Source organism: Rhizobium sp. BK275 (assembly GCF_014193555.1).
In the GTDB taxonomy this organism is placed as follows: Bacteria; Pseudomonadota; Alphaproteobacteria; order Rhizobiales; family Rhizobiaceae; genus Rhizobium.
Genome location: NZ_JACHZL010000001.1, coordinates 177,998 through 201,322 on the forward strand (window position 1 = coordinate 177,998; position 23,325 = coordinate 201,322).

At 56.8% G+C, this 23,325-nt stretch carries 17 protein-coding genes; 11 read left to right on the forward strand and 6 right to left on the reverse strand.

The window, feature by feature from the left end; all coding sequences use genetic code 11:
- Positions 1-246: 246 nt before the first annotated feature.
- Entirely contained in the window at positions 247-1,728 is a 1,482-nt protein-coding gene (locus FHT82_RS00755) for an SGNH/GDSL hydrolase family protein (protein ID WP_246698020.1), read from the forward strand.
- A gap of 84 nt (positions 1,729-1,812) precedes the next feature.
- Here FHT82_RS00755 and FHT82_RS00760 read toward each other — a convergent pair whose 3' ends face one another.
- Entirely contained in the window at positions 1,813-2,907 is a 1,095-nt protein-coding gene (locus FHT82_RS00760) for a glycosyltransferase family 4 protein (RefSeq protein WP_183725367.1), read from the reverse strand.
- Positions 2,908-2,937: 30 nt separating this feature from the next.
- Positions 2,938-3,510 carry an SGNH/GDSL hydrolase family protein gene (locus FHT82_RS00765; protein ID WP_246698021.1) on the reverse strand — a complete coding sequence of 191 codons (573 nt, stop codon included), beginning with the start codon at positions 3,508-3,510 and terminating at the stop codon, positions 2,938-2,940.
- A gap of 527 nt (positions 3,511-4,037) precedes the next feature.
- Here FHT82_RS00765 and FHT82_RS00770 point away from each other — a divergent pair.
- Both FHT82_RS00770 and FHT82_RS00775 read left to right on the forward strand, forming a co-directional pair.
- Complete coding sequence (locus tag FHT82_RS00770) at positions 4,038-5,234, forward strand: glycosyltransferase family 4 protein (protein WP_348647568.1); 1,197 nt, start codon at positions 4,038-4,040, stop codon at positions 5,232-5,234.
- 213 nt (positions 5,235-5,447) lie between these two features.
- Complete coding sequence (locus FHT82_RS00775) at positions 5,448-7,661, forward strand: polysaccharide biosynthesis tyrosine autokinase (protein ID WP_348647579.1); 2,214 nt, start codon at positions 5,448-5,450, stop codon at positions 7,659-7,661.
- A gap of 63 nt (positions 7,662-7,724) precedes the next feature.
- Here FHT82_RS00775 and FHT82_RS00780 read toward each other — a convergent pair whose 3' ends face one another.
- The 3 genes from FHT82_RS00780 to ung all read right to left on the reverse strand — a co-directional run bounded on the left by FHT82_RS00780 (position 7,725) and on the right by ung (position 10,102).
- A complete protein-coding gene (locus tag FHT82_RS00780) occupies positions 7,725-8,333 on the reverse strand; it encodes an alpha/beta hydrolase (RefSeq protein WP_183725373.1) in 609 nt (202 codons plus the stop codon).
- A gap of 14 nt (positions 8,334-8,347) precedes the next feature.
- The gene (locus FHT82_RS00785) at positions 8,348-9,280 is read right to left on the reverse strand and encodes a VOC family protein (RefSeq protein WP_183725375.1); all 933 of its coding nucleotides are present in this window, start codon (positions 9,278-9,280) and stop codon (positions 8,348-8,350) included.
- A 129-nt stretch (positions 9,281-9,409) separates the two neighbouring features.
- Positions 9,410-10,102: a uracil-DNA glycosylase gene (ung, locus tag FHT82_RS00790; RefSeq protein WP_183725377.1), complete on the reverse strand. Its 693-nt coding sequence runs from the start codon at positions 10,100-10,102 to the stop codon at positions 9,410-9,412.
- Positions 10,103-10,392: 290 nt separating this feature from the next.
- On the opposite strand from ung, the gene FHT82_RS00795 reads away from it, so the two are divergent.
- From FHT82_RS00795 to FHT82_RS00805, 3 genes are all read left to right on the forward strand, one after another.
- Complete coding sequence (locus FHT82_RS00795) at positions 10,393-11,817, forward strand: phosphomannomutase (protein WP_183725379.1); 1,425 nt, start codon at positions 10,393-10,395, stop codon at positions 11,815-11,817.
- Between the two features lie 43 nt (positions 11,818-11,860).
- A complete protein-coding gene (locus FHT82_RS00800) occupies positions 11,861-13,288 on the forward strand; it encodes a mannose-1-phosphate guanylyltransferase/mannose-6-phosphate isomerase (protein ID WP_183725381.1) in 1,428 nt (475 codons plus the stop codon).
- Positions 13,289-13,372: 84 nt separating this feature from the next.
- Positions 13,373-14,689, forward strand: coding sequence for a UDP-glucose/GDP-mannose dehydrogenase family protein (locus tag FHT82_RS00805; RefSeq protein ID WP_183725383.1), 1,317 nt, complete (start codon positions 13,373-13,375; stop codon positions 14,687-14,689).
- Positions 14,690-15,026: 337 nt separating this feature from the next.
- Here FHT82_RS00805 and FHT82_RS00810 read toward each other — a convergent pair whose 3' ends face one another.
- The gene (locus tag FHT82_RS00810) at positions 15,027-18,251 is read right to left on the reverse strand and encodes a heparin lyase I family protein (protein ID WP_183725392.1); all 3,225 of its coding nucleotides are present in this window, start codon (positions 18,249-18,251) and stop codon (positions 15,027-15,029) included.
- Between the two features lie 252 nt (positions 18,252-18,503).
- On the opposite strand from FHT82_RS00810, the gene FHT82_RS00815 reads away from it, so the two are divergent.
- From FHT82_RS00815 to FHT82_RS00835, 5 genes are read left to right on the forward strand one after another with little or no spacing between them, the layout of a single operon-like run.
- Complete coding sequence (locus FHT82_RS00815; protein ID WP_183725394.1) at positions 18,504-19,763, forward strand: ABC transporter substrate-binding protein; 1,260 nt, start codon at positions 18,504-18,506, stop codon at positions 19,761-19,763.
- A gap of 60 nt (positions 19,764-19,823) precedes the next feature.
- Positions 19,824-20,693, forward strand: coding sequence for a sugar ABC transporter permease (locus tag FHT82_RS00820; protein WP_183725396.1), 870 nt, complete (start codon positions 19,824-19,826; stop codon positions 20,691-20,693).
- Positions 20,683-21,492, forward strand: a complete 810-nt coding sequence (locus tag FHT82_RS00825) for a carbohydrate ABC transporter permease (protein ID WP_183725398.1) — start codon at positions 20,683-20,685, stop codon at positions 21,490-21,492. The genes FHT82_RS00820 and FHT82_RS00825 overlap by 11 nt, the downstream gene beginning before the upstream one ends.
- A 24-nt stretch (positions 21,493-21,516) precedes the next feature.
- Positions 21,517-22,266 carry a glycerophosphodiester phosphodiesterase family protein gene (locus tag FHT82_RS00830; protein WP_183725399.1) on the forward strand — a complete coding sequence of 250 codons (750 nt, stop codon included), beginning with the start codon at positions 21,517-21,519 and terminating at the stop codon, positions 22,264-22,266.
- The gene (locus FHT82_RS00835; RefSeq protein WP_183725402.1) at positions 22,263-23,303 is read left to right on the forward strand and encodes an ATP-binding cassette domain-containing protein; all 1,041 of its coding nucleotides are present in this window, start codon (positions 22,263-22,265) and stop codon (positions 23,301-23,303) included. The genes FHT82_RS00830 and FHT82_RS00835 overlap by 4 nt, the downstream gene beginning before the upstream one ends.
- The last annotated feature ends 22 nt before the right edge of the window (positions 23,304-23,325 follow it).

Below are 23,325 nucleotides of genomic sequence, written 5' to 3' on the forward strand. Positions count from 1 at the left end.
TCCGCGCTCATGCAATGCCTTATCTCAAAAGCTTCATTTGAATGCAGACAGGAAATCATGTTCAGCATATTGGGAGGAGCGACGGATAATTGTCGTTTTCATCCGGTAGCATTCGACAGGATATTTCCTTGCGCGTCAACGACCGTGCTGCGAATAAACTGCTTCTTCCGAAAACCTACCCGGTGGGCTTCATAGATGAACCGACGACCTGCGACACGCCGTGAACTCCTGCAAGGAGGAGCTGCGATGATCGGAATCGGCGTTGCTTTTCCTCCAAAGGCAACAATAGCCGCAGCTCTCCCACTTCCCTTGTCCGGCGCCGTTATCGACGAAGACTCAGTCACTGGCGCAATCGACACCCACCGTCCACTGCCTGCCCTTCCCCTTCCGACCGGAACCAGGGTATCGGCCATTGGCGACAGCCATATCGGCTACGGTGTTTATGCGGGCTCTCCTTTGGTGCCAAACCCAGGTAATACATTCGCCGTAGGCTACAGCATGGCGAACGGTTTCATCGAATGGACCCGCGCACTCGATCCCCGCTTCGACCATGATAGCTGGTACGATACAGCCGACCCGACCGGTCGCAATATTTCCGGAGCAAACCAGGGGATATTCGGAGCCCATCTCGAATGGAGTAATGAGGCATCCACCGGCATTCTCACCCGTCTCCCTGCGCTTCTTGCGAAACGCCCTGCTGTTATCATCCTGGAGGGAGGGACCAATTCGGTAAATTCAGGTGATACTGCCGGAAAGAACAGCCCTGCAGCCGCAGCGGAAATCATAGCCAAGCTCGACAAGGCGCTGCGGCTGGCGCGAGCCGGGGGTGTATGGGTTATCCTGATGACGATCTATCCACGGGGTGATTGGCCCAAGAACGACGCCCGCCACAGGGCCGTTGCCGATTCAAACAATTGGATAAAGGCCCAGGAAGGACGCGATGGCGTACTCGGCATTGTCGACGGCAATGATGATATTCTTGCACCAGGCGGCGTCCAAGACCTCAGCATGTACGAGAAAGACAAAATTCATCTGGCGCCAAAAGGCGCGCGGAGGATCGGTAAGGAAAAGCTGCTGCCTATCCTACAGTCCGCTATCAGCGCCGGATCCACGTTCAATTTCGATCCAGCCGTTGAAAATCTTGCGGGCGAAAGCATGGGACGATTGAGCGGAGCAGAAGGCGGGAAAGCCAGCCCGGCAATCACGGGACAAATTCCGAGCGGTTTCCGATGCGGCATCGGGCGTAATGCCGAGACCGTTGCCTGCTCCATTGACGAGCTTGAGGGCGCCATCAAGGGCGCGCGTCTAGCTGTGACGCCGACCGACGATAACGATGCGGCCTACACACATATGCAGTTCAACGCCGACCCGATCGCGACTACAGGGAAGCTGGCGCCAGGCGACTGGATATACGCTGCTATGTTCGTGGAACAGCTAGCCGGTGATCAGTTGGGTACGGCGCGAATCGTCTTCAAATTGCGGCAGGACAAAAAGCTCCTCCAGAGCGTTGGAGGGCTTTGGACCTCATCCGGCGATTTCGCGCATTCGATCGGGGCCGGCAGCGAAGGCTGGTGGATCAAGACCAACCCCTTCCTGATGCCCGACTTGCCCTTCGACAACCTGAAATGCGATCTGGACATCACTTCAGACAAGAACGGCACACCTTTCACAATCAGGCTATCCCGTTTCATCATTAGAAAAATCGCTGATCCGCGGCTGGTGAGCTAACTTCCAATCATAGGTTTCTCCGAGTATGTGGACACACTCGGAGAACTATCCCGACCGAGGCAATGCGCTTCAATGACGAGCAAGCTACGACCGGCCTTCCAGCGTTTGGCCGCTGGCCGTCCCTTGCCGTTTGTCGGCGCCTGAGGCTTCTTCATAAATGCGATGAAGCAAGGGCAATATGACGCGATCGCAATAATGTTTTTCCACCCGCATTCTGCCGGCTTCGGCGAGACGCGTGCGAAGTCCTTCATCACTGACGAGAGCAGAGATTGCGTTCGCGAGCCCGTCTTTATCGCCGGCGTCGACCAGCAGGCCGTCGACGCCGTCGGTGATCAACTCTGGTATCCCGCCTACGCGCGTGGTGATAACCGCAACACCGGCAGCCATCGCTTCGAGCACGCTCATGGGCAATCCCTCGTTATAAGAGGGAAGAATATAGATGCCGCTTGCCTCCAGCAGCGCCTGCTTCTTCTGCCCGTCGACCCAGCCGGCCAATATCACGCGACCGTCCATGGAGAGGGTTTTTACGAGCTTGCTGGCCTCCTCAACTTGGCCATTGCCGCCGATCACCAGCTTCGCATCCGGATGATCTGGAGCTATCCTGGCGAAAGCCGGGATGAGGTCGAACGTTCCTTTGCGTGGTCCGATCAGCCCGAGGAAGAGAAGATCATGCGGCTTCCTTATCTGCGGATCTGCAGGGGGCGGCACAATCACATAATTCGGAACGACAACGATGCGCGCCGCTGGCGCGATCCCGCCAACGAATTCCCGCCAGCTTTCCGAAAGCACAATGACGCGCGTCGCCTTCTCAAGGTGACGCCGGATAAGTCGGCGCAGAAACGGACGCTGGCTCTCATAGAACGGCTTCATCTCCGAACCATGCAAATGCAGGACTACCGGTATGCCGAAAAGCCTTGCGAGCGACGTAAACAGCCCCTTGCGCCAAAAGCTGCCGCGCATTGCTGAATGAGCGTGCACAAGCTCGACGCGCTTGGTCGTCAACAGCCAGAGATAGACGATGAGTGCGCGCAGCAGCACGAGCTGCTTTACAAGAAAATTGCCATCCACATAGGAGGCGACGAGACGGACATCTTCTTTTTCAAGAAACCCGTCACGCTCATAGGCTTCGACGACGCTGCGCATGCCGCCGCGCGCGGCGCACCAAACCATGATCTTCATAAGCTTGTCCCTTCGATAAGGTCGACTGGTTCAATTCTGACATTTGCCCGATGCGATCTCCTGGGTCAAACCAGGAACGATGACGGCGGATGCCGCCTGCGGCAACGGATGCGAGCCGTCCGGGATAGCCGCAGAAAGCTCATCCGGGGCGAGCTCGGCCCAGGCCGGCTGGTTATCGTAGAAATCAAGGCCCATCTCGTTCGCAAGCTGACGATGGGCATCGATATAGCTGTTGATGAACGGACGAATGAAGCCCCTGATTCCAAAGATCGGATTCATTCCCATGACGATGATGCGCGCATGAGGCAATTGCTGTTTCAGCTGCCCCAGGATCATCGCCATGTTCTGACGACTGCGCCCTACAGTCATAAAGCGATTTAGAGCAGCATCGTTAGCATAGAATTCAACGAGTACGACATCAGGTTTCGCCGCTATCACGTCCCCTGTTTTTTCCAGAGCCCATTCAGATGTGGCACCACTGCGTGCAACTGCATCTACCAGAACCGGACGCCTAAGGCACTTAGTCAGCGCCTCTTGCAAAGGTAACTGCCAACCGCCCCGCTCGGTCAGAGACGTTCCGAAGGTCACGATTTTATAAGTCATGTCGTCTGCTCTGCTGATTGAGGCAACTTGGCCAGAGATCACACCCAGGATAAGCACAAGGCAAAGGCCAATTCCGAGCCATATTCGCATCATTTCCTCACCTGTTTGTGCAAATGATGTCTTCTTCCCGTCTTAATTCTCTTCGCTGTCCGCTAGCCTCAAGGACCATATCGAAGAGCGTATCCCATCGGGACATTAACCGCGCACCCCAAAAAAAGCCTCACTTCGATGGCATTTTTTTTGCACTGCAGCGAGGAATACGATAACGTCACGCTTAATTAGGTGTGAAGAGCTTTTGCAACAAAGTTTGTGCGATAGGTTGGAAGCTCTTGATTTAATTGCTGACGTTAGGCGTTGTTAACTGATGGATACGCAAGTCGTTTGGTGAAACGAGCACGCTGCATCGAGAACTCTCACAAATTGCGAGGCTTCGCCTCAACGTGAGGGTCGGCCAGCAAGGCTAAGTACTGCAACTTCAAATCAGCCCTTATTCAACTCGAATCATAGGACCAGATATGCCTTCCTGCGTGATTATCGTTGAAAATCTCCCAGTCCCGTTTGATCGACGAGTATGGCAAGAGGCGTGCGCGTTGCGGGATGCGGGCTGGCAGGTTTCTGTGATATGCCCGAAGACAGAACAGTATCCCGAGAAGTTTGAGATTATCGACGATATCGAGATCTTTCGGCATCCACTCCCACTCGAGGCTCGTGGAAAACTTGCCTTCCTTGCCGAATACAGTGTGGCATTGTTCTACGAATTCACCCTTCTCTTCAAAGTGCTTCAGAGAAGAGGATTCGATGTCATCCAGGCCTGCAATCCCCCGGATTTGATTTTTCTGGTTGCGCTCCCCTTCAAGCTGTTCGGGAAGAGCTTTGTTTTTGACCACCACGATGTAAGTCCGGAACTCTTCGTCGCAAAATACGCGAGGCGCGGCTTCTTCTATCATCTGCTGAGACTTGCCGAACGGCTGACTTTCCTCACGGCAGACCTCGTGATTTCGTCCAATGAGACTCACCGTGAATTGGCGATGTCGCGAGGAGGAAAGAAAGGAGAAGATGTCGTATCCGTTTACAGCATTCCGGATAAGTCCCGAATTCGCCGCGTTGCGCCGAATTTAGAACTTCGTGGCGGCGCCCGCGTCGTTTTGGGCTATGTTGGAATTATCGCAGATCAGGACGGTGTCGATCACCTGATCCGTTGCGTTCACCAGCTCGTAAAGGTTCACTCAGTTTCTGATATAAAAGCAGTTGTCGTGGGAGATGGTCCGGCACTTGAAACGGTTAGAAGTCTTGCTGCAGAGTTAGAGATAGAAGACTTTGTCACCTTCACTGGATATTTGCGCGGAGAGCAGCTACTCGCCGCGTTAAGTACCTTTGACATAGGGATCATACCGGATCCGGTAAATGAATATAATGACAAGATAAGCATGAACAAAGTTTTCGAGTACTCCGCGCTTGGAATACCCTCCGTTTCCTATGATTTGCGCGAAACGAAACGCTTGCTTAAATCGGCGGGGCGCTACGCCGATGCACCGACGCCCGAAGCCCTTGCAAAGGCTTGCTTGACACTAATAACGGATGACAACGCTCGAGCAGAAGCTGGCCGGCGCGCAAAAGCGTTGGCGGAAGCTGACTTCAATTGGGATCACGAAGCGCAAAAGTACGTCGACGCTTATTCTCGATTCCTTAAGCAGGAAGAGGTTAGCCTTCAGACTGGCACTTGATGAAGAGCTGTCATATTCTATTGCGGATATTGATATCCCACTCGGAATATTGATATCCCGGTCAATTGTATTGCCTGAAGATGGGCGCTTTTAATGTGTTCGATCGTACATTCACTTGAACTTGTTAGCTAACGGAGGCCCGGATTGCTATCGCCAGATAAGGTCTCGGCGCATGCCGATGAAGATTGGGAAAACGCCGGCGCCGGCGATACCATTGATGTCGAACGGCTTGTTGCAGTCGCACGCCGTCAATGGCGTGTCGTTGCAGTCTGCATGGGAATCTTCGCAATCTTGGGCCTCGTCTATATCCTGACGGCGGTACCCAAATACACTGCGTCGACAAGCGTTCTCATCGATCGCGGCAACAGTCAAATTGTGAACCAGATGCAGGCCAATGTCGCCGCAGCTCTTCCGATTGAGGACGACGCCTCCGTGCTCAGCGAGGTCGAGCTTTTCAAATCTGACTCGATCGGTCTAGCCGTTGTCGACAAACTGAAGCTCCTCGACAATCCGGAATTTACTTCGCCGGCCCGTTCGCCAATCAGCATGCTTCGCTCGCTTCTGAACTTTCGCACTTGGTTTGCCAGCGATGACGTCGCAGCCGACGATCTTGACACCTTGCGCCATAACGCAGCCGACAAGATCGTTACTGACATGGACGTCGATCGTATCGGACGCTCCTACGCACTTTCAATCAGCTACACTTCGACATCTCCTGAGCTGGCGTCGAAAATTGCGACCTCTATCGCCGAGGCCTATCTCGTCGACAAACTAAACTCGAAATACGATGCCACCCGTCGTGCCTCCGAGTGGCTTCAGGAGCGTATCGACGAACTCAAGCAGAGGGCGCTCGATTCAGATCTTGCGGTCCAAAAGTTTCGGACTGCGCATGGCCTTCTCTCTACCGGCGGTCAGTATCAGCTTCTTAGCGACCAGCAGCTTTCCGAATTGACGACCCAGTTGATCGGCGCGCAGGCCGATACAGCTAGAGCGCGGGCAAAGTACGAGCGTGTGAAATCGATCATCGATAATAAGCGCACTGACGCCATCGTAACCGACGTTCTCGATAACTCGATCTCTAACGATCTGCGCAAGAAATATTTGGAAGCTTCAAAGCTTGAAGCTGAAATATCTGCTCGTCTCGGGCCGGATCACATTCAGGCCGTTCGCCTTCGCAGCGAGATGGCTGAATATCAACGGCTGATGTTCGAAGAATTGAACCGTATCGCTGAGAGCTATCAAAGCGAGCTTCAGGTCGCGCAAACTCGTGAAAAGTCCCTTCAGGACAGTGTCACGCAAGCGAGCAGCGTAACGGCCGCGGCCGGTGAAACTCAGGTTCAGCTTCGAGAACTCGAGCGCACTGCAGATACTTATCGCAACCTCTACCAGACCTTCCTCGCCCGCTTCCAGGAAGCAACTCAGCAGCAATCCTTCCCGATCACCGACGCGCGCATCATCACCAGAGCACAGGTGCCGACGGCTCCGAGCGCGCCGAAGAAGCCATTGATCCTTGCTCTGGCTATGGCGCTCGGCGCAGCCTTCGGCGGTGGGATCGGCGCCTTCCGTGAATTCCGCGACCGCTTCTTCCGTACTGGCGAGCAGGTGCGGGACGTGTTGTCGCTCGAATACATTGGCCATATACCGGCTGTCGACGCGAAGGAAGCGAGCAGCGGCGCCAGCGAGCCGGAATCTGCCCGTGGCCTGCAAAGCGGTAACGGGATAACCAATTACGTGGTCAATCATCCACTTTCAGCCTTCGCTGAAACGATGCGTAGCGCCAAGATCGCCGTTGACATGGAAAATCCAAGCTCACGCTGCAAGGTGATCGGTGTGATTTCCAGCCTTCCCGGTGAAGGCAAGTCGACCGTCGCCATCAATCTTGCACAGCTTCTTGCCATGCAGGGCTCGCGGACTTTGCTGATCGATGCCGACCTTCGCAATCCGGGCGCAACGCGCGCTATCGGCCGCCATGCGGAGCAAGGCATTCTAGAAGCCTTGCTGGAAGGTAAGCCACTGAAGGATGTGCTGCTGCTCGACAGCAAGACAAAGCTCGCCTTCCTGCCGGCAGTCGTCAAGCGCCGCGTGCCGCACTCCTCCGATCTGCTCTCCTCCTCCATCATGGTCAATCTGCTGGAAGAGCTGAAGGTGCACTTCGACTACATCGTTCTGGACCTGCCGCCGCTCGGCCCGGTCGTCGATGCCCGGGCGGTTAGCCCGATGCTGGATGCATCGCTGGCCGTTATCGAGTGGGGCCGTACGTCACGGCGCGTCGTTCGCACCACCTTCGCAGTTCAACCCGAACTCATGGAAAAGTGCATCGGCGTCGTACTGAACAAGGTCGACACCGAAAAACTGAAGCTCTATCGCTCCTATGGTTCCGGCGAGTATTATTACAATCGCTACTCGGCCTACTACCACGAAGCGTAAGAGCGCTTTCCAACTGGAATCTGAAACGCATTATGCGGCGAAATTCGCCGCATAATTTTTTGATCAGGCGTATTCCGCAAAGAATTTACCGATCGCCTCTATTTCATTCGTCCGGATATCGTGACCGCCCGAATGCCATTCCAACAGCACAGCGGCCTTTTGGGCCTCGAAATAGTCGGAAAGCGCATCGGTCAACGCGACCGGCGAGATCGGGTCGCGCTGGCCTGCCGTGATCAAGACCCTTCGACCGCCGAGATCGGGATTGGCGCGCGGCCGAAAAGGGATGAGCGGATGGAGCAGTGCTGCCGCATCGAACAGGCCCTTTTCGATCAATATGTTCGCCAGAATGTTGGCGCCGTTCGAAAAGCCGAGCCCGAGAATTTCGGAGGCGCCGTGTGTCGCCGCCAGATCCTGGACATAGTCAGTCATCTTCGCAGTCGCCCGCGCGAGGTCGGCCATGTCGTAGACCCCTTCTCCGGTGCGCTTGAAAAAGCGGGCTGCTCCATATTCAGAGACATCGCCGCGCGGCGAAACGATTGTTGCTTCCGGCAGCAGTCGCCTGCCGAAGTCGAAGAACTGGTTCTCGTCGCCGCCTGTTCCGTGCAGCACGAAAAGGATGGGTTTGCCGGGCGCACCGGCATGCAGCCGGTGCACATAACCATTGTCGGTCATTGTCCTGCCTCCGCTTAGGCTTCGAGCGGCTGCAGATGCTGCTCAATAAGGGCGCGCAGATGAGCATGCTGTTGCGGCAGCTTCAATGCCTCGCCGAGATGAGCCGTATCCTCGTCGCGGTCGAAACCGGGCTCGTTGGTTGCGATCTCGAACAACACGCCGCCGGGCGTGCGGAAATAGATCGCCCAGAAGTAATCGCGATCAATGACCGGGGTGACCTGATAGCCCGTATCCATCAGCGCCTTGCGCACCTCAAGCTGCTTTTCGCGGTTTTCAACGGCGAAGGCGACGTGGTGGACGGAACCGGCGCCCGGGAGCGCACGAGCGATATTGGGCATGGTTTCGAGATCGACGAGATGCGCACCGTTGCCGCCGGGAATGACGAACCGCTTGACGCCGTCTCGTTCCTCCTGAACCTCATAACCCATGAACTTCAGAAGTTCGGCGGTGGCGCCATCATCCTTCAGCCGCATGGCGACCGAGTGGAAGCCTCTGATAGCCTGATCCTCGCTGATGCCGCCATGTGTCCAGGGAGCGCGGGTATCGTCCTTGACTTCGACGAGGGCGAAACCATCCCCGTCAGGGCCAGCAAAATTCAGGCGCTTTTCACCGAAGGTTTCCTCGGTTTTTAGACCGCCAACGTTGAGTTTCGTCAGCCGATCGCTCCAGAACCCGAGCGAGCCCTGCGGAACCGAGTAGACCGTGGTACCGACTTCACCGGTACCCGGGCGGCCCTGCGGCATCTTCGGGAACGGGAAGTAGGTCATGATCGTGCCCGGCGAACCGGTCTCGTCGCCGTAATAGAGGTGATAGATGTCGGGAGCGTCGAAATTGACGGTCTTCTTGACACGGCGCAGGCCCAGCGCATTGGTGAAGAACTGGTTGTTGGTGCGGGCGTCCTCCGCCATCGATGTGACGTGGTGCAGACCCTTGATTTGATCGAGCATTTGAGACCTCTTTCTGCCCGCATCGGGCGGGCTTTCGATGGGTCATAGATGAGCTCTTCCGCCCGTTTCTCATAGCCTGGCAAGCCGACACGCATTGTCTCCATTTTGTGAACGACGATGCGGGAGCGTTCACGGATTGGCGGGAAGCTGCCAGTCGATCGGCTCGCGACCGTGCGACTGCAGGAATGCATTCGCCTTGGAGAAATGCCGGGATCCGAAAAAGCCGTTATGAGCCGAGAGTGGCGACGGATGCGGCGCCTTAAGCACCAAATGCCGCCTTGCATCGACAAAAGCCGCCTTCTTTTGAGCGTAAGAACCCCAGAGCATGAAAACGGCAGCTTCGCACTCATTGTTCACCTTGCGGATAACAGCGTCGGTAAACTGCTCCCAGCCCTTGCCCTGATGCGACGCAGCCTGCGCCTCCTCCACAGTCAGCACGCTGTTGAGCAGCAGCACTCCCTGTTGAGCCCAATGTTCCAGGAAGCCGTGCCGCGCCGGCAGAATGCCGAGATCCGTCTCCATCTCCTTGTAGATGTTGACGAGCGACGGTGGAATGCGCACGCCAGGCCGCACACTGAAACACAGCCCATGTGCCTGCCCCACGCCGTGATACGGATCCTGTCCAAGGATCACGACCTTGACCTTCGCAAGCGGGGTCAGGTCGAGCGCGCGGAAATATTCACTGCCCTTGGGGAAAATCCGCCGGCCGAGTTCCTTCTGCTCCAGCAGGAAGGTCTTGAGCTGCTGCATATAAGGACTTGCGAACTCACCGGCGAGAGCCGCCTTCCAGCTCTCTTCTAGAGTGACTGACGTCTCGTTCACGACGCAAACCTCCGGGATCAACGCACTTGATGTAGGACTGCGGTTCTAGCAAAAGTGTCTATACCCGCAATACGCAACGGTTGCAGCGGAATATTTTCCGTCTCGCAAAGGCGAGCAACCGTCATAAATCTGAAATTCATTAATATTAGCAAAAGCTCTGGTAACGACGCGTAAATGATGGCAATACTTCGCTTATGCCGCCGGCCGGTTTAACTATGTCCTAATTTTGCTGTTTACCCAAGCAAATCAGCACAGTAGAAACGGTTGTTCACAGCGCGAGGGTGTTTCGCATGAAGTTTGGGACAAGCGGCCTTCGCGGTCTGTCAGCGGATCTCAAAGGACGCTCATCGGCGCTCTATGCCACGGCTTTCGGCAAATATTTGCTGCAGAGCAAGAAAGCAGAACAGGGCGATGTCATCCTGATCGGGCGTGACTACCGCGACTCTAGCCCGGAGATCGCGGGCAATTGCGCCGGCGCACTGGCAAGCCTCGGATTCAAAATTCTCGACTGCGGTACCGTTCCGACGCCGGCACTTGCACTTTATGGCCTCGAGAGAAAGGCCGCGTGCCTGATGATAACGGGTTCGCATATTCCAGCGGACCGCAACGGCATCAAGTTCTATCGTCCTGACGGTGAGATCGACAAAGCAGACGAAGCCGCCATTACCCGGTTTGCAGCCGAGATCGAAGCCTCCGGCGAAGCTGTCGTCAGCGCGCCCGCCACCTGCGAGGATCACTCTGCGCCGTGCCTGCAGTTCTTCTTCGAGCGCAATACGGCCCTCTTGCCTGAAGCCGCGCTCGCCGGCATGAAGATCGGCGTCTATCAGCACAGCACCGTCGCCCGCGACCTGATGGTCGATATCCTCGCCTATTACGGTGCCGAGGTCGTCGCCCTTGGTCGGTCCGAAACCTTCATTCCCGTCGATACCGAAGCCGTTTCAGAAGAGACGATCGCCCTCCTGAAGGGCTGGGCTTTAACGCACGGCCTTGATGCGATTGTTTCCACCGATGGCGACGGCGATCGTCCACTGGTTGCCGACGAGACCGGAATGCCGCTGCGCGGCGATCTTCTCGGGCTGATCGCGGCGAACTTCCTGGGCGCCGGAACCGTCGTCACGCCAGTCACCTCCAATTCCGGCATTGAGGCGGCCGGGCCTTTCACCGTCATCCGCACCCGCGTCGGCTCCCCTTTCGTGATTGCCGGCATGGAAGAAGCGGTTGCCGCCGGCAAGGATCTCGTCATGGGCTTCGAGGCGAATGGTGGGATGCTGACGGCAACACCTTTCGATATTAACGGCCGTAATGTGCGGGCATTGCCGACACGTGATTGTTTCCTGCCGATGCTGGCGACGCTTTCGCTTGCTGCGATCCGCAGGGAGCCGCTTTCGGCCATTGCAACCTCCTATAAACTGCCCTTCGCCGCGGCCGACCGCCTTGAGAATTTTCCGGTCGAAACCAGCGCAGCCTTGATGAACTACCTGCGCGCATCCGATGCCAATCTTGCGGAGTTCCTGCAACCCATCGGGGAAGTCGGTTCAAAAAGCGATATTGACGGCTTGCGCGTGACGCTGCGTGATGGCCGCATCATTCATTTCCGTCCGTCCGGCAACGCACCGGAAATGCGGTGTTACGTAGAAGCTGAGGGCGAGACAGCCGCCTCAGACCTATTGAACGCCGGACTAACCCGAATTAAGCGCTGGGCAGAAGCCCGGTAAGCATGCGACAAACTTGGCCATACATTTCGAGGAAGAACATCCTATGACACAGAAAATCGTCCCCGTGATCATGGCTGGTGGCAAGGGTACACGCCTTTGGCCGCTCTCGCGTGCAACCGCACCGAAGCAATTCATCCAATTCGTCGGGGACAAGACGCTGTTTCAGGAGACTTTGGTCCGCGTTGCCGATCCGGTCCTTTACGAGGCCCCCATCGTCGTAACGAATGAGGATTTTCGCTTCCTCGTTGCAGAACAGGCCCGCGAACTCGATATTAAGCTTGCCGCCGTCTTGCTGGAACCTGTTGCCCGCAACACTGCTGCGGCAGTGGCAGCAGCAGCAACTCTGGCCTCCGAGCATTTCGGCAAAGACGCCATTATCCAGATGCTGGCATCTGATCACGAGATTCTTGCTGATGAAACCTATTTCGACGCCATCCGCGCGGCACGGGATGCAGCAGCCAAGGGCAAGCTTGTTACCTTCGGCATCACGCCGACCGAACCGGCGACCGGTTATGGTTATATAGAGGCCGGCAAACAACTTTCGGCCGGCACGCACGAGGTCAAGCGCTTTGTTGAAAAACCGGTTCGCGAAAAAGCCGAGGAAATGTTGGCCGCCGGTGGTTTCTACTGGAACTCCGGCATCTTCATGTTCCCAGTCACTGAGCTGCTTTCCGAAATGCAGGACTATGCACCAGATGTTCTGAAGGCAGCCAGCAAGGCTGTTTCCGGAGCGACACGTGATCTGGACTTTACACGTCTCGACGCAGAACAATTCGCAAAAAGTCCTGACATCTCCATCGATTACGCAATCATGGAAAAGACGTCCAAAGCGGTGGTCGTGCCGTCTGCCTTCAAATGGTCGGATCTGGGCAGTTGGGATGCCATATGGAAGACCGGCGTTCAGGACGAAAACGGGAACATTGCCGCTGCCAACACGACTGTTGTCAACACCCGCAACTCGCTCGTCATGACCCATGGCGTGCATCTCGCCGTCCAGGGCATGGACGATGTCGCAGTCATTGCCAGCGAGGACGCTGTCTATGTCGGCCCGCTGAAGGAAAGCCAGCAAGTCGGCAGCCTCGTCAAGCTGCTTGCCGGCCAGAAGAAGACGTCGAAGCTGACAGAGACGCATCCCACCTCCTATCGCCCGTGGGGCGGCTACACCTCGATCTTCAACGGCGATCGTTTCCAGGTGAAGCGTATCTTCGTGACACCCGGCAAGAAGCTGTCGCTACAGAAGCACCATCACCGCTCGGAGCACTGGGTTGTGGTGAAGGGAACGGCGGAGGTCACGATCGGCGACAACGTGCAGATGCTGCGTGAAAACGAATCGGTCTACATCCCGCTCGGCGAAGTCCACCGTCTCGCAAATCCTGGCAAGATCCTCCTGGAACTCATCGAAGTTCAGACCGGCTCCTACCTCGGCGAAGACGACATCATCCGCATTGTCGACGAGTTCGGCCGCTCTTAACATTTCCTTAAAACGCCATTTAGGCTTGATTTGTTGCGTTGCAGCATATAGCCCAAGTGGCGTTATTAACTTGGAGATAGCTTCATGCGTATCGTTATGATTGGTTCCGGCTATGTCGGCCTCGTTTCTGGCGCCTGCTTTGCCGACTTTGGTCACCACGTGACTTGCGTCGACAAGTCCGAAGCAAAAATAACAGCGCTAGAAGCCGGCGAAGTGCCGATTTTTGAACCTGGGCTCGATGCTATCATTCAGCAGAACCGTGAAGCTGGGCGCCTGGATTTCTCTAAAAATCTCGCCCCTTCCGTCGGTGAAGCGGACGTCGTCTTCATCGCTGTCGGCACGCCTTCGCGCCGCGGCGACGGCCACGCGGATCTGACTTATGTCTATGCTGCGGCGCGCGAAATCGCTGCCGCTGTTAAGGGCTTCACCGTCGTCGTTACCAAATCGACCGTGCCCGTGGGTACGGGGGACGAGATCGAACGGATCTTCCGCGAAGAGTTTCCGGAAAAGGATATTGCTGTCGTCTCCAATCCCGAATTCCTGCGGGAAGGTGCGGCTATCACTGACTTCAAACGTCCTGACCGTATTGTGATCGGCACCGAGGATGCCCGTGCGATCGAGGTCATGCGCGAGGTATACCGCCCGCTCTATCTCAATGAAGCGCCGCTCTACTTCTGCGAACGCCGCACCTCCGAACTCATCAAATACGCCGCAAACGCATTCCTTGCGATGAAGATCACCTTCATCAACGAGATCGCGGATCTCTCCGAAAAGATCGGTGCCGACGTCCAGAAGGTCGCTAAAGGCATCGGTATGGACAAGCGTATCGGCGACAAATTCCTGCATGCTGGCCCGGGCTACGGTGGCTCGTGCTTCCCCAAGGATACGCTCGCCCTCGTCAAGACCGCGCAAGACTTTGACAGCCCTGTCCGTCTCATCGAGACGACAGTCGCGATCAATGACAATCGCAAGCGCGCCATGGGCCGCAAGGTTATCGCCGCCTGCGATGGTGACGTGCGCGGCAAAAAGATTGCCGTTCTCGGCCTCACTTTCAAGCCGAACACAGATGACATGCGCGACGCGCCGTCGATCACCATTGTTCAAGCCCTGCTTGATGGTGGTGCAACGGTCCACGCCTACGATCCCGAAGGCATGGAGGCCGCAAAAGACATACTCGGCCCGATCACTTACGGCAAAGATCCCTATGAGATTGCCGTCGATGCAGACGCAATTGTCATTGTCACCGAGTGGGAGGAATTCCGCGCGCTCGACCTCAAGCGCCTCAAAACCGTTATGAAGGACCCGGTCATTGTCGATCTCCGGAACATCTATCCGGCAAGCGAAGTCGCCAAGCATGGGTTCGGTTATTTTGCCATCGGCAGAAAGCCCGAGAGAAGGTAGGAACGAGTTCCTGCTGAGCAGGGGCTGCGGAATTGATGATTCCCATCCGGCGTGCCTACTGCAGAATAGGAATAGCGAACCACCTTCGAAGGTGGTTCCGTTAGCTGCATTATGTGGCGCTGCCGCCTCAACCTTGCGAACAAAATGAAGCCACTGTCTCGGCCTCATTCAGCAACTACAATCCCGTTCTACGGCACAGGACGGGATTCGTCCGGCAGAAAGACAGGTCACGAGATCTCAATCTGTACAGGAGTTCGGCGTAGCGTAGGAATGGTTGAACGCTTCGCCGAATCTCCTAATGAGTTTTTCCATGCCAACGACGACGAGATATCTCTCCCTATACGAAGAGGAAGTCGTCAGAAGACAAGTTCGCCATCGCGACCTTGGAGATCAACACGCTGTTATGATCATCGAAGGTGATGAGTGTTCCTGTGGAGGTAGAGCTCATCAACGTATATAGGCTGGCGTAATCGTCCACCAGCGAACTGTCGAAGGCAATTCGGTCATGAATGGTCCCGCCATGCGGCTGAAAGCCGGAGATCGTATCCTGGCCCGCCTGATTGTGGAACATGAACGTGTCGTTGGCAATGCTCGATCCGATCAGTGTGTCTTTCACGCCCTCATGCGATGTCAGGATCACACCTTCGGCAAAGGCCGTCTGCGTATGGGCGCCGTCGACATTCGTCTTGTCGGTCCATTGTTTCTTGCCGTCGATACCATAGTGCGACTGCTCGATCGTGCTTGGTGACGCTCCGTCCCCGGCATAGACGAACAGGATGTAGTCGCGGGAATGGTCGGAATGCGTCGTGTCCGAGACCGTCTGTCGCCCATTGATGTCGAAGTTGCTGCTCTCCTGCGATCCATCTGCGTTCAGATGGTATGACTGGGAAATGGTGTGCGCAGCGTCTCCGTACTTACGGACGCTGTCGATGAGCTTGCCGGCAGCATCGTATGTCTGAATTTGTTGCGCGTAGTCCCTGCCGGTAATCGCAAGACTTGCCTCGACACGTCCACCATCGGCATAGCGGATGCTGTAGCCGGTTTCGTTTCCGGTGGCAGGATCAAACCGATGTGTCTCCTTCGAGCCATCAGCATTATAGACCGAGAACTCCTTGAGATGCTCATCGGGCGCATAAGTTTCCGTTTTGATCAGCTTCTGACCTGCCGCGTAGAAAAGCGCAGTTGTAAGCTGACCCGCCGTGTCAAAATTGCGGATCTCGCCCGCGCCGGTACTGTCGAAATGTTCGGTATGGGCGATCGTATGAGCCGGGTCGCCATACTTGCGCACGAGATCGGTGACCTTACCGTTGGAATCGTAGCTGATGATCTGCTCGGCATAATCCTTGCCGGTGACCGCTAAATTGGCTATCACGCGGCTGCCGTCCGCATTGCGGATCGAATAGCTGAGTTCCTTGCCAGTGTCGGCATCGTAGCGATGCGTTTCTGTCGATCCGTCGCTGTTTCGAATCTCCTGATAATAGGTGTTGGTTACGGGGTCGTAGGTGCCAAGGGAGGGATCCGGCACGAGGATATCGGTTCCGATGAGGTTGCCGGTGGCATCGTAATGGCTGATCCTGGCCACAGTCGTCGTGCCGGCAACATAGGTGGCTACGTCATAGGAATGGTCGGCAGCATAGAGCGTATAACCCGTGGCCGGACCGGTGCTGTTGGCATAGGCAAATACTTTCAGCGTCGGGTTTATTCCGAATGTCTCGGTGCTGATAAGCCTGCCGTTCTGGTCAAGCAGATCCTTCGAGATCATCGCGTTACTGGCGTCATAGGTGACGATCTGGCCTGAATAGGACTGACCGGTGATACCGAACGTGCCTTCGACATGCGACTTGTCCGGGTGCACGATCGAAAAACTCGTTTCCTGACCGGCGGTGTTATAACGGTGTGTTTCAGTCGTCCCGTCCGGTTCCCAACTGGCGGACAGGATCTTTATGTGCCCAGGCGCGAAACGCTCCTGAAGAATCAGTTTGCCTGCCGGGTCGTACGTATAGGCTTCTTCGACATAGTCTTTGCCGGTGATGCCGTAGGTGGTGCGGGTATAACTCTTGTCTGCGTTATAGATCGTTTCGATCGTTTTTGCCCCGGAGGCCGGATCGAAATAGGTGACAGTCTTGCGGGAACCGTCGTCGTTGAAGGTCTGCTCGAACTTCAGTCGGTTCAGGGAATCATATTGCTCGTACTCGATCAGGACGCCGTTCTTGGTGATATTGATATCCGACGAACCGTCTGTCTTCCAGGTCTGGGTCGTGGTGACGCCATCGGCGCCGATTTTCTGATCGAATACTAACTTGCTTCCGAGATATCGCTCGGATTCAATGACCTTGCCTTGCTCGTTGTAGATATAGACCTGCCGGTCATAGCTGCCGCCTGATACCGCCGTGCTGGTCTTGAAGGTAACATCGTCGCCTGCGATCTTGTTCAGGACGCCTGAATTTATATAGAGGCGCATCACATAATCGGAGGGAACCGTCAGCATATGCGTGTCGGTGAGGATGATCGATTGGACACTCGCATCCTTCATGATGCTGTCCATGCGTCCGACGATTTCTGCAGCCGTGCCGATCTCGATGCCCGCCGGGGCGGCGGTAATACCGTAGCGACCCGACGAATCGACCGCGACCGCGCTCAGACTATGCTCGCCCGTCGTCGCAAAGACGATGTCGGTCGTATACCGCCCCATGGCATCTGTTTCGGCGGTGGCGATCACCGTGCCGTTTTCGTAGATCACGACTGTCGTACCGAGCTTGGCGGTGCCGCTGATCGTTGCCGAATTAACTCCCGATGGATCGTGCGCGGCATTGCTCACTAGGACGGAAGGGGCTCCGATATAGGCGTCCGGATCGGGAAAGTTAACTGTGGAGCCAGTCTCGATATCCAGATCGCCGTAGACTGCTGCAACGGATTCCGTCGCGTTGGAATGGCGATAGATGCCTTCGGCCCAGTAGACCCCCTGGTCCTGAATGTAACCAAGCGGCCCCATATAGTCGACAATCGTCACTCCGTCGCGTGTTACGACAAGCCGGCCGTTTCCGTCAGGATCGAACGTGGCCTTGATATCCATGTCATAGTTGTGCCCACGCTGGATATCGTAAGCGTCGGTAAAGATCACCTGTTGAACCGGGTTGCCGTTAGCATCGCTGAAGCCGATGCTGATGCCCATCTTCTCGCCCGTTAGCGTGATGGAGAAGGGAGGAGGGACGACAAGCGCACCCTCGTGCACATTCTGATGAAGCTGGCCGAGCACCATGAAATAGGCCGTATTGGGCTGGCCGGGTTCGAGCATGAAGTCATAGGAAACCTGTAGCGGCGTCCCGTAGGTGATCGGTTGCCTGTCGGCGATCTCGATGCGCTCGGAGTCGTGATTGTTGGCCGCATCCCATGGGGCTTGGTCTCCGTCGTGCAGCTCGAAGCGGATGGCGCCGCTCCGCGGCACCGACAAGGAATAATCCTTGCCTCCACCCTGATACTCGAAGGGTTGGTCGTCCACTTCGATGGAATAATAGCCTGTAAGAGAGCTGTTCCAGTCTTCCGGCTGAATGATGGTGACCATTTCTCCGCCGCCTTTTGTTGTTGGAGGAATGCCAACAGGGTCCCAAAGGAATGTTAAGGAGGCCGAAAACAAAAAGCTTAAAATTTAATGTTTTTTTCTACAGCGCACGGTCGAATTGAAATAACTCAACAACCTTAAGTGCTTAAGGGGGCCTCAGTCACAAAAAATTCATGCAGGCTTCAAGAAACTGTTTCGTCCGCGGGCTACTCCTCGCCAAAACGGAATGCAATATTTTTTGCAGAGGAGAAAATTATGTCAAACAAATTGCAGAATACGGTCGCAGTCGGCGTTGTTGCCCTGATGTCCATGGTCGGTTCGGCACATGCCGATACGACGGTGAAGTTCTGGCACAGCTTCAGCAAATCCTCCGGCGAGGCGCTCAACAAGATCATCGCCAATTTCGAAGCCGCCAATCCAGGTATTCATATCGAGAGCGAGTTCGTCGGCGATTATAATGATATCGTCGCCAAACTGCAGGCCGCCATTCCCGCTAAACGTGCGCCTGATGCCGTCATCATGGAAGTCACCCGCTACGGTCTCTTCGCCGACCGCGGCGCCCTGATCGACCTTACGCCCTATTTCAATGCCGACCCGTTGAAGGACGACCTTTACGACTATGCGCGTGAGGTTGGCGTCTACAACGGCAAGAACTACATCGTGCCGTTCAACTCCTCCACGCCGGTCCTCTACTACAACAAGGATATCCTGGCGCGCGCCGGCTTCACGACCGAACCGCCGCTGAAGACTTTCGCAGATATTCTTGCCGTTTCGAAGACAATCACGGAGAAGCTCGGCTCGGAAGGCATCACCGGCATCGCGGCCCCCGGCCAGTTCGCCCGCTGGGGGCTCGTCATGTCCAATGACAGCGAGCTCATCGATTCCAAGACCAACGATATCCTGCTCGACTCGCCGAACACGATCGAAGCCTATCAGTGGATGGCGTCGCCGGTTCATGACCAGAAGGTTGCCTCTCCGGATGGCGTCACCGATGAAGATGTCGGTCGTGATGCTTTCTTCGCCGGCAAGGTCGGTATCTCTCTGAATTCCACGGGCGATTACGGCGGCGCCAAGAAGGCGCTCGGCGACAAGCTCGAAGTGCGTCCAATGCCCTGCAACAAGGTCTGCTCGGTTCCGATCGGCGGCGCCGGTATCGGCATTCTCGCGACTTCGCAAAAGGACGTTCAGGACGCCGCTTACAAGTTCATCAGCTATGCCGCCTCGCCGGAAGCCAATGCGATCTGGTTTGCTGCGACCGGTTATCTGCCGATCAACAAGAAGAGCGCGGCACAGCCAGTTGCCGCCGAAGCGCTTGCCAAGAAGCAGGGCATCGATGTTGCCATCAAGCAGCTCGAATTCGCCCATGGCCGCGCTCGTCCGCCCGTCGTCACCTGGATGCGCACGACCGAGTACAAGATGTGGGAAGCCATGGCGCTCGGCCAGCGCGATGTCACTGACACGATGAAGGACTTCGCCGCGCAGACCCGCGAAGAAGCCAAGCGTTCCAGCAACTAAGCCCCTCTCTTCGGCAAGACGACGGACCGTGAGGCCCGTCGTCTCAACTGTCTCGGTCCCATGCTGCGCAAACTCACACCCTATCTCCTCGTCGCACCGCTGATCCTCTTCATCATGGTCTTCACCTATATCCCCGTCATCACCAGTGTGAACCTCAGCTTCCGACACTGGGACTTCCTGTCGCCGACCATGCCCTTCGTCGGCTTCGAGAATTATCGCCTGTTGCTGAATTCGCGCGACTTCTGGAATTCGCTTCAGGTCACAGCGATCTTCGCGCTGATTTCCGTGCCGATCCGACTGGCCTTGGCGCTGGCGGTCGCAAGTTATCTCGTCCGCGAGACGTTGCCCTCACGCCTCTTGCGCGGCGCGCTCTTCCTTCCGTCGGTCACGTCAACCGTCTCGATCGCCGTCGTCTTCTCCTGGGTCTTTGCCACCGATTACGGCATGGTCAATGCCGCACTGACCTCGCTCGGTCTCGGCAAGGTGCAATGGCTGCAGGATCCGCAACTCGCCCTCTGGGTACTGATAACAGTCAATACGTGGAAACAACTCGGCTACGATATCGTCATCTATATTGCCGGCCTGCAGGCTGTGCCGCAGGAACTCTATGATGCTGCCGCAGTGGACGGCGGTCGGCGTTTCCATGTGTTCCGGCGAGTCACCGTGCCGCTCGTGATGCCGACCACCTATTTCCTGCTAGTGATTTCCGTCATCGAGGCCTTCCAGGTCTTCACCATCGTCAACATCATGACCCATGGCGGCCCTGCGGGTGCTACCGACATGCTCGTCAACCTGCTCTATCGCGTGGGTTTCACCCTCTTCGACATCGGCAGGGGTTCGGCGCTTGCCGTCCTGCTCTTCATCTTCCTGATTGTGCTGGCGCTGATCAAATCCTTCGTCATCGGCCGGAGGGTCCATTATGAAGCTTGAGAACCCGATCGTCACCGGTCTCGCGCTTCTTGCGGGGCTGATCTTCCTGTCGCCTGTGCTCTATTCCATCTGGATGTCGTTCGAGACGGCGCAGTCCTATTACACGGGCCAATATGAGTTCACGCTGGACAACTACGTTCGCGCGGTCGCCGAGTACAATTTCGCCCGTTATCTCATGAACAGCATCATCGTCTCGGGGCTTGTGACGCTGCTCGGGATCACGGTCGCGACCATGGCCGCCTTCGGCTTTGCCCGCTACCAGTTCCGCGGCGGCAACCTTCTCTTCGGTGCAACGGTCGCCACGTTGATGATCCCGAGCCATATCAGTCTGATCCCCAACTATCTGACGCTTGCCAAGGCAGGACTGCTCGATACTTATTCCGGCCTCATCCTGCCGGCGATATCGAATGGCTTTGCTGCCTTCTTCCTGCGTCAGTACATCAAGGGCATTCCCAAGGCGCTGGACGAGGCGGCCTATATGGATGGGGCAACGCCGCTGCAGGTGCTTTGGCGGGTGATCGTACCGATTGCCCGACCCGCCATCTTTTCGATGGGCCTCTACATCTTCATCACCGAATGGAACAACTACATCTGGCCGCTCGTCGCCGTCGGCAAGGAAGACCTCTACACGCTGCAGATCGGCCTTGCCCGCCTCTACCGCATCAATCCCGGTGAGGGCCTTGTCGACTGGCCACTCGTCATGGCCGCCTGCACCCTCAGCATGCTGCCCGTGCTGCTCGGCTTCCTGCTGGTCGAGCGCCATCTCGTGCGCGGCATCACGCTCGGCGCGGTCAAGTAGATCATGAAGAAGGACAAGCATAGAATGACACGCATCGCTTCGCACCGCGGCGGTACTCTCGAGTTCGGCGACAGCACGCCGCAAGGCTTTGCGGCTACGGCAAAAATGCCGTTGGAGGAGGTGGAATTCGACGTCCATCCCACAGCAGATGGTGCGATCATGGTCCATCACGACGCAACGCTGGACGGCACGACGGATCGCAGCGGCGCAATCGCCGCCATGAGCGAGGCAGAGGTTCGCGCGGCCATCATCAACTATGGCGCCGGCGGACATCCGATCTCGCTTGTCGAGCTCTGCGCCATCTATGCCGACAGTTCCGTGGATTTCCGCTGCGAGATCAAGCCTGGCGTCGATGGCCGCCCCTATGAGAATTTCGTGCCCCGCGTCGTCGAAACGCTGGCGCGCCACGGCATGCTCGAAAGGACGATCTTCTCCTCCTTTCTGGTGGAGTCGCTGGATGCTCTTTCCCCCGCCACGAGCCGGCCGAAGCTCTGGCTCGTCAGCCCTCCGGTGCTGCGTCAACTCGGGACCTCCGCGGTGATCGAAGTCTCGAAGGCGCATGACATTCCCGAAATCGGCGTCCATGTGGATACAGCCGATTCCGCGCTGATGGCCGAGGTCAGGGCCGCCGGTCTCGATTTCGGCTGCTGGGCGGCCCATTCGACCCGGCAGATCGAAAAGGTGCTGACGCTCGGCGTCAAGGTCTTCACGACAGACCGGCCAAGTCTTGCCATCGCCATTCGCAATCGCCTCGAAGCGGAGACCGCGCAATGAGTGGCATCACCCTTCGGGACATCAGAAAGTCCTATCCCGGCGGGCCGGAAGTCCTGCACGGCGTCTCCATGGATATCAGATCTGGCGAATTCATCGTCATCGTCGGCCCGTCAGGCTGCGGTAAGTCCACCCTGCTGCGCCTGATTGCCGGCCTGGAACGCTGCAAAGAGGGCGATATCGAGATCGGCGGCCAGCGTGCGAATGATCTTGCCCCGCAGGACCGAGACATCGCCATGATCTTCCAGAACTACGCGCTTTATCCGCACATGACGGTGCGCGAGAATATCGCCTTCGGCCTGGAACTGCGCGGCATGCCGAAGGCCGAACGCAATGTTCGGGCCGAAGGCGTGGCCAAGACGCTCCAACTCGAACCCTATCTTAACCGAAAGCCGGGCGCGCTTTCCGGCGGCCAGCGCCAGCGGGTAGCGATGGGCCGCGCCATGGCGCGCAACAGCTCCATCTTCCTGATGGACGAGCCGCTGTCGAACCTCGACAATGCGCTGCGGGTCGCCATGCGCACCGAGATCAAGGAACTGCATCGCCAACTCGGCGCCACCATCGTTTACGTCACTCATGATCAGACTGAGGCGCTTTCGCTCGCCGATCGGATTGCTGTCATGAAGGACGGCGACCTGCTGCAGTTCGACACGCCGGAAGCAATTTACGATCGGCCGCAGAACCGTTTCGTCGCAGGCTTCCTCGGCGTTCCCTCAATGAATTTCCTGCCTGTCGAACATCTGCCCGGCTGGCAGGGCCGGCTGGGCCTGACGGCAGGGCTCAGGCCCGAATCCATGGCGATATCAGCCGAAAAACCGCATGAGCCTGCCCTGCCTGTCCGCCTCATGCTGTCGGAGATGACGGGTTCTGATATCATTCTGCATTGCGACAGTCCGGCCGGACGCATCACGCTCACCAGCCCACGCAAGGACGTGCCGCGCCATGCCGACAATTTCTGGGTCATGTGCGACCTTGACCAGGCTGTGTTTTTCGATAACCAGAGCGGGAGCCGCGTCGATCTTTCATCCGGAGATCGTTGAATCTAGAAGCCGCTGGCCGGGT

Coding starts and splice junctions, on each gene's coding strand:
- FHT82_RS00805 (WP_183725383.1), top strand. CDS start 13,373: ATGCGTATCGTTATGATTGGTTCCGGCTATGTCGGCCTCGTTTCTGGC.
- FHT82_RS00755 (WP_246698020.1), top strand. CDS start 247: ATGATCGGAATCGGCGTTGCTTTTCCTCCAAAGGCAACAATAGCCGCA.
- FHT82_RS00765 (WP_246698021.1), bottom strand. CDS start 3,510: ATGACTTATAAAATCGTGACCTTCGGAACGTCTCTGACCGAGCGGGGC.
- FHT82_RS00810 (WP_183725392.1), bottom strand. CDS start 18,251: ATGGTCACCATCATTCAGCCGGAAGACTGGAACAGCTCTCTTACAGGC.
- FHT82_RS00820 (WP_183725396.1), top strand. CDS start 19,824: ATGCTGCGCAAACTCACACCCTATCTCCTCGTCGCACCGCTGATCCTC.
- FHT82_RS00780 (WP_183725373.1), bottom strand. CDS start 8,333: ATGACCGACAATGGTTATGTGCACCGGCTGCATGCCGGTGCGCCCGGC.
- FHT82_RS00785 (WP_183725375.1), bottom strand. CDS start 9,280: ATGCTCGATCAAATCAAGGGTCTGCACCACGTCACATCGATGGCGGAG.
- FHT82_RS00760 (WP_183725367.1), bottom strand. CDS start 2,907: ATGAAGATCATGGTTTGGTGCGCCGCGCGCGGCGGCATGCGCAGCGTC.
- FHT82_RS00815 (WP_183725394.1), top strand. CDS start 18,504: ATGTCAAACAAATTGCAGAATACGGTCGCAGTCGGCGTTGTTGCCCTG.
- FHT82_RS00795 (WP_183725379.1), top strand. CDS start 10,393: ATGAAGTTTGGGACAAGCGGCCTTCGCGGTCTGTCAGCGGATCTCAAA.
- FHT82_RS00835 (WP_183725402.1), top strand. CDS start 22,263: ATGAGTGGCATCACCCTTCGGGACATCAGAAAGTCCTATCCCGGCGGG.
- FHT82_RS00825 (WP_183725398.1), top strand. CDS start 20,683: ATGAAGCTTGAGAACCCGATCGTCACCGGTCTCGCGCTTCTTGCGGGG.
- FHT82_RS00800 (WP_183725381.1), top strand. CDS start 11,861: ATGACACAGAAAATCGTCCCCGTGATCATGGCTGGTGGCAAGGGTACA.
- FHT82_RS00830 (WP_183725399.1), top strand. CDS start 21,517: ATGACACGCATCGCTTCGCACCGCGGCGGTACTCTCGAGTTCGGCGAC.